The organism is Rhodopseudomonas sp., assembly GCF_036404135.1.
Taxonomy (GTDB): Bacteria; Pseudomonadota; Alphaproteobacteria; order Rhizobiales; family Xanthobacteraceae; genus Rhodopseudomonas_A.
On sequence record NZ_DASWPE010000089.1, the window covers coordinates 66,697 to 72,745 of the forward strand.

Consider the following 6,049-nt stretch of genomic DNA (forward strand, 5'->3'; position numbering starts at 1 on the left):
AGCACGCTTACGGAACGGCGGGTCAAACTGTCAATCAACGCTGATCTCCTGAGAAAATGCTCACGCAATATCGTCTTCCCGCCGAAACAATCGATCTTGCGATGACGATTAATCTCGCCGCAGTGGTGGAAAGCTGCGCCAGAGCGCAACGCCGTTGCCGCACGTCTGGTCTATTCAGGCAGCCTGCCAATCGGCATGCTCACTCGCACGCGACGCGATAATTGGGGCGGCGCCATTGAAATGCTCGGTTCAGCCGATCGTCGTCAATACAGCCCTGTCACTACTCCCGGCGATGGGCCATCCGCGTCAGCGTTTCCAGCTTGTCCGGGATTCCCCAGAACGCCAACGGTTCATAATCCGGGTAGTCATAATAGCCTCTGTTGAGCCGGATGCTGCTCGATCGCTCTTCGCATCGCTGTCGTACCAAGTCGAAAACGGAAATGGGACGTCCGCTGCAGCAGTTCACCACGCCCTCGCATTGCTCCGGGCTTTCGAGTGCCAGCAGGAAGTTCTGCGCGACCTCGTCGATCGACAGATAGTCCCTCAGCTGATCTCCCGCCGACATATTGAAAACCGCATCGCCGCGATCGATCGCGCGATCGAGACTCGCCAGCAGGCTGTTTTCATTCTGGCCCTCGCCATACATGTAAAACAACCGCATCCATTGCAGCTGGAACGGGCTCTCCCGCTGCAGAAACTGCAAGGTCTTGCGCAGGCTATCCTTGGCAAAGCCATAGGGCGTGCGCGGCCTCGTCTCCATGTCTTCGGTGAGCGGGCCGAACTGCAGGCCGTATTCCAGGCAGGTCCCGGCAACCATCACCTGGCGCAGTCCGAAGTCCACGCAGGCCTTGAGAAAAACCATGTCGGCGGGAAGATTTTTTTCGATGTGAAAGAAACTTCGGAAATTCGGCAGCCCCGACCACGCCAGGTGAATCAGAGCCTCGGGCCGACAGCGTTCCAGAACCGGCTGGACGATGCCGGTCAGGTCGCAGGCGACGAATTCGACGTCGGAATGCCACGGCATCGCTTTCGCGCGTTCGACGTCGCGTGCCAGCGCGACGACCGAATGGCCGCCGCGCAGCAATTCCTTGACGACATGCCGCCCGACAAAGCCGGTGGCGCCTGTCACCAGGACTTTCACGGCAGAACCTTGATCTCGGGCACCGCGACGACGAAGCGGCCGCCCCACGACTTGGCGTCCTTTTGCTGCTGCGCCACTTCCGCCGCGATATTCCAGGGGAGAATCACGATCCAATCCGGTTTGTGGCGGGCCAATTCGGCGGGGTGACAGATCGGAATGTGGCTGCCCGGCATGAATCTGTTCTGTTTCGACTGCGCCGCATCGCAGACGAAGGCGATCAGATCGCGCTTCAGCCCGGCGTAATTCATCAAGGTATTTCCCTTGGCGGCGGCGCCATAGGCCGCCAGGGTCTTGCCGGCACGCTTCTGCTCGATCAGAAACGCCAGGAAGTCGTTCTTCACCTTGTCCGCGCGTTGCTGAAAATTCCGATAAACTGCGAGGTCCTGCAATCCGAACGCCTGCTCCTCGGCGAGCATGGCAAAGACCGCATCGGCGGTGGGACGCGGATCATCGGCGTGGCAACCATAGACGCGGAGACTTCCGCCATGGGTCGGCAACGCTTCAAGATCGAAGATCCGCAACCCGGCCGCCTTGAAGATACGGTCCACCGCGATCAGCGACAGGTAGGAGAAGTGCTCGTGATAGACGGTGTCGAACTGGTTCTGCGCGATCAGGTTCTTGAGATGCGGGAATTCCAGATTGATGGTGCCGCCTTGTTTCAGCGCGATGCGGAGCCCGTGGGTGAAATCGTTGATATCGGGAACGTGGGCGTAGACATTGTTGCCGCAGATCAGGTCGGCAGTTCGTCCTTGCTTTGCCAACGCCGTCGCCGTCGCGGTCCCGAAGAATTCCCGCAGCACCGGCACGCCGATACGCTCAGCCGCGTCGGCGGTGCTAGCCGTCGGTTCGATGCCAAGGCAGGGAATCCCGGCGGCGACGAAATTCTTCAGAAGGTAGCCGTCATTGGAGGCGACCTCGATCACGAAACTGTCGGCGTTGAGAGCGAGCTTTCGGGTGATCTTCTCGCAATACGCTTTGGCATGAGCCAGCCATCCCGCGGAGGTCGACGAGAAATAGGCATAGTCGCTGGTGAACAGCACGTCGGCCCGCGCGTAATCCTCGGTCTGAACCAGCCAGCAATGATCGCAAACGAACAGCTTCAGAGGGAAGGTCACTTCCGGCGCGTGCAAGGCCTGTTCCGACAGATAAGCGTTCGACGGAGGAGCATGGCCGAGGTCCAGAAAAACGTGCTGCAGCTCGGTTTGGCAGTGACGGCACTTCATATGCTCAGTCCTTCGAAGCTCCCAGCCAGCGGCGGGTGGCCCAAATCTCTTTCAGACAAGTCTCGCGGTGGCAACGGCCAATCAATGCCGACCATCGGATCGTCAAACCTGACGCCGCCTTCGCAAGCCGGGGAATAAAACTCGGTATGCAGATAAAGCAATTCGGAGTTCGCTTCCAGAACCTGGAAGCCGTGCGCACAGCCCTCCGGGATCACCAGCGCCCGATGATTGTCGGGCGCGAGTTCGACCGCGATCCATTTCAGGAAGCTCGGCGAGCCCTTGCGCAGATCGACCGCGACGTCGAACACCCGCCCCCGCAGGCATCTGACGATTTTCATCTCCGCGCGGGGCGGGTGCTGAAAATGCAGGCCGCGGATCGCGCCGGCCGCGGTGGTGAGAGAGAGGTTGATCTGGACGATCGATCGACCTTGCAGAAACGAGCTCTCCTCCTCGGCGCAAAACAATCTGGAGAACGCGCCCCGGTGATCCTGCCGCACCGTGCTCTCGGCGATCCACACCCCGGCGATGGCGGTGGCCGAGATGTTCATGACCGCGCGTCTTTGGTCCAGGACAGGCCCTGGCCGGTCGCCAGCGCGATGTAGCGATCCAGTTGGTGGCGGCTGATGACCTCCTGCCGTTCGGTCCAGGCGCGGTACCATTCCGCCGTGGCGGCAACGCCTTCCTGAAACGTCCACACCGGGCGCCACTGCAACTTCGATCGCGCCTTGTTGCTGTCAAGCTGCAGCAGCGATGCTTCGTGAAGCTGTTGCTGCGCGAGCACCTCCCACGCCACCGCGGGCCAGTGTTGCTTCAGCGAGGTCAGCACCGCGACCACCGGCTGGTTGCCCTCATGGTCCGGTCCGAAATTCCAGGCGTCGGCAGACGCCCGATCGCGTTCGATCAAGCGTTGCCCGAGCAGCAGGTAGCCCGACAGACATTCCAGCACGTGCTGCCAGGGTCGGGTGGCGTGCGGCGAACGGATCTGCACCGGCTTGCGGTCGGTGACGGCCCGAACCAGATCGGGGATCAGCCGATCCTCCGACCAGTCGCCGCCGCCGATCACGTTGCCGGCGCGGCCGGTGGCGATCAGCGCCTGCTCCGGACCGCCGAAATACGAGCTGCGGAAGCTCGCAGCGACCAGTTCGCTGCCGGCCTTCGACGCGCTGTAGGGGTCACGGCCGCCCAAAGGATCGATTTCGCGATAGCCCCACACCCATTCGCGATTTTCGTAGCATTTGTCGGTCGTCGCCACGACCACGGCGGCAAGATGATCGAGCTGCCGGCACGCGTTCAGCACATTCGCGGTGCCCATTACGTTGGTTGCCCAGGTCTCGATCGGATTCTGATAGGAGCGCCGCACCAGCGGCTGCGCCGCCAGATGAAACACCACCTCGGGCGCGATCCGAAGGATGGTTTCGCGAAGCGCGGCCTCGTCGCGAATGTCGACGTGATGCGATTCGGTGTTCAGCCGAAGCAGGTTCCAGTGATTTGGAACGGTCTCCGGCGGCAGGGCGAGGCCGCCGACCTTCGCACCCAGCTTCTCCAGCCACAGCGTGAGCCAGCTTCCCTTGAAGCCGGTATGTCCGGTGACGAGGACTTTGCGACCTTGGTAAACATTCCCGAACATCGTTACCATGTCTTCCAGGGCGCGTTGCCCGAAGACCACAGTTCTTCGAGATGGGTCTTTTCGCGCAGCGTGTCCATCGCCTGCCAGAACCCGTTATGTTGGTACGAGGTGAGTTGGTTGTCGGCGACCAGCCGCTGCAGCGGCGTCCGCTCCCAGACCGTTTCGTCATTGTCGATGTAATCGACGACGCTCGGCTCCAGCACGAAGAATCCGCCGTTGATCCACGCGCCGTCGCCGGCGGGCTTCTCCTGGAAATAGCGCACCGCGTCGTTCTCGATGATCAGCGCGCCGTATCGCCCGGGAGGCTGGATCGCCGTCACCGTCGCCAAACGTCCCGCGCGGCGATGTTCGGCCACAAGATGTCCGATATCGACGTCGGATACCCCGTCGCCGTAAGTGAAGCAGAACGTCTCGTCTCCGATGTAGGACGCAACGCGCTTCAAGCGGCCGCCCGTCATCGTCGATTCCCCGGTATCGACCAGCGTGATCGTCCACGGCTCGGCGAATTTCTGGTGAATCTGCATCTTGTTGTTGCGCATGTCGAAGGTGACGTCCGACATGTGCAGAAAGTAGTTTGAGAAATACTCCTTGATCACGTATCCTTTGTAACCGAGGCAGATGATGAATTCATCGATGCCGTAGTGGGAATACATCTTCATGATGTGCCAAAGGATCGGCTTGCCACCTATTTCAATCATAGGTTTCGGTCGCAAATGGGATTCTTCGCTGATCCGCGTTCCCAAGCCGCCCGCCAATATTACCGCTTTCATAGCTCGCCCTGTCACCCCGACCAGTCCCGGCCTTCGCCTATTTCAAATAACCCATTGTTGCAACAAAAGGCTGCCTAATCGAGCCGGCCCGCTCGAAATCCCCCGCGCCACCACCGGACCGCGCATCGGCTCGGAAAGACCCGGCATCAGCAGCGACCTGCGTTGAATTTTCCCGGAAGCGGCCGCGATATGCCGCGCCATGGCGGCGTCCGCGCTGAAGCAGCTCTGCATCGATTCGACACTGGGTGCAGCGCGCTCATGCCGCGCAGACGATCGAATCACCAGCCCGGCGAGCCGCCCGCTCGCATGTCATGCCGGCATCAAGATGGTCAACTATGGATGTGGCGCGACGCTGCGATTACGCGCGAGTCGTGCTGCACGCAGCTACTTTCTGCGACCCGCGCCGTTGTTGTCGCCGCCCACTCGCGCCTACGAATCTCCACCCGCGAGCAATGACTTGCTCAAGTTCCCGCCGTGATGTTTCTGCCACTCCCAATGGTTGTCCAAGTTGGTTGCCTATACGGGCAAGCGAGTTTATGAATGACGATGTTAGAGATCGTCGGCCTTTTGTTTGTTTTCCTTGAGTGGTTCAGGGCGACGCCAAGTCTCGGTTTGGCAACACGGCGTCGTTGAGCACGAACTGCGTACGAGGTATGTTAATGAACACTGAGCCCGCTCGCTCCGCTTTGGTCGAAAACATCGTTTTACGCGCGCTGGAACCGTTTCGGCCCATGGTTCGTCGTCTTCCAGCTCATTCGCGCAGTCGCCTGCAGCGCGCCTTGTCTTACTTCTTGAAGGCCCCTGGACCTCGCGCCCGCGTGAATAATGGGCAAACGCTGAGCGAGTCGGAGTCCGACCTGATGCTGGCCATGCGGCATGAATTCGACGCCGAATGGTACATTCTGGAATATCCCGACGTCTGCGCCGCCGCCGTCGATCCGGTGCAGCACTACATTCACTTCGGATCAAACGAGGGGCGATACCCCAATCCAACCTCGGCACGGCTGAAGTTCGATGCGACTTGGTATCTGGAAACATACAGCGACGTTCGCGCGTCGGGCGTCCCGCCGCTACATCACTACCTGCATTTCGGATTGGCGGAAGGCCGCTTCTGCAATGCCTTCGACGGTGATCAGTCGAGCCGATCATTATCGGATCTATGCAATCCGGAAGGTTCGGAGCCGCATCTTGGGATTTCGGACGCAGGTTTTCTGGTTTCGGTGCTGACGCCGACCTACAACACCGAGCCGCGTTATTTGCGCGAGCTGTTTCAGACCCTGGTGAACCA

The 6,049-nt window shown here is 60.4% G+C and carries 6 protein-coding genes and 1 pseudogene; 1 reads left to right on the plus strand and 6 read right to left on the minus strand.

Annotation, left to right across the window (positions count from 1 at the left end):
- Positions 1-280: 280 nt before the first annotated feature.
- The 6 genes from VGC77_RS10250 to VGC77_RS10275 are packed head-to-tail and all read right to left on the minus strand — an operon-like array spanning position 281 to position 4,962.
- Entirely contained in the window at positions 281-1,141 is an 861-nt protein-coding gene (locus VGC77_RS10250; RefSeq protein WP_331171462.1) for an NAD-dependent epimerase/dehydratase family protein, read from the minus strand.
- Positions 1,138-2,364, minus strand: coding sequence for a class I SAM-dependent methyltransferase (locus tag VGC77_RS10255; protein WP_331171463.1), 1,227 nt, complete (start codon positions 2,362-2,364; stop codon positions 1,138-1,140). Before VGC77_RS10255 ends, VGC77_RS10250 begins: the two co-directional genes overlap by 4 nt.
- Positions 2,361-2,912 (minus strand): dTDP-4-dehydrorhamnose 3,5-epimerase, encoded by a 552-nt coding sequence (gene rfbC / locus VGC77_RS10260; RefSeq protein WP_331171464.1) that lies wholly within the window; start codon positions 2,910-2,912, stop codon positions 2,361-2,363. Before rfbC ends, VGC77_RS10255 begins: the two co-directional genes overlap by 4 nt.
- The gene (gene rfbG / locus VGC77_RS10265; RefSeq protein ID WP_331171465.1) at positions 2,909-3,991 is read right to left on the minus strand and encodes a CDP-glucose 4,6-dehydratase; all 1,083 of its coding nucleotides are present in this window, start codon (positions 3,989-3,991) and stop codon (positions 2,909-2,911) included. Before rfbG ends, rfbC begins: the two co-directional genes overlap by 4 nt.
- A gap of 2 nt (positions 3,992-3,993) precedes the next feature.
- Complete coding sequence (gene rfbF, locus VGC77_RS10270) at positions 3,994-4,761, minus strand: glucose-1-phosphate cytidylyltransferase (RefSeq protein ID WP_331171466.1); 768 nt, start codon at positions 4,759-4,761, stop codon at positions 3,994-3,996.
- Positions 4,762-4,803: 42 nt separating this feature from the next.
- A complete protein-coding gene (locus VGC77_RS10275; protein ID WP_331171467.1) occupies positions 4,804-4,962 on the minus strand; it encodes a hypothetical protein in 159 nt (52 codons plus the stop codon).
- A gap of 458 nt (positions 4,963-5,420) precedes the next feature.
- Between VGC77_RS10275 and VGC77_RS10280 the strand changes: the two are divergent.
- A pseudogene (locus tag VGC77_RS10280) lies at positions 5,421-6,049 on the plus strand (hypothetical protein); the annotation flags it as partial.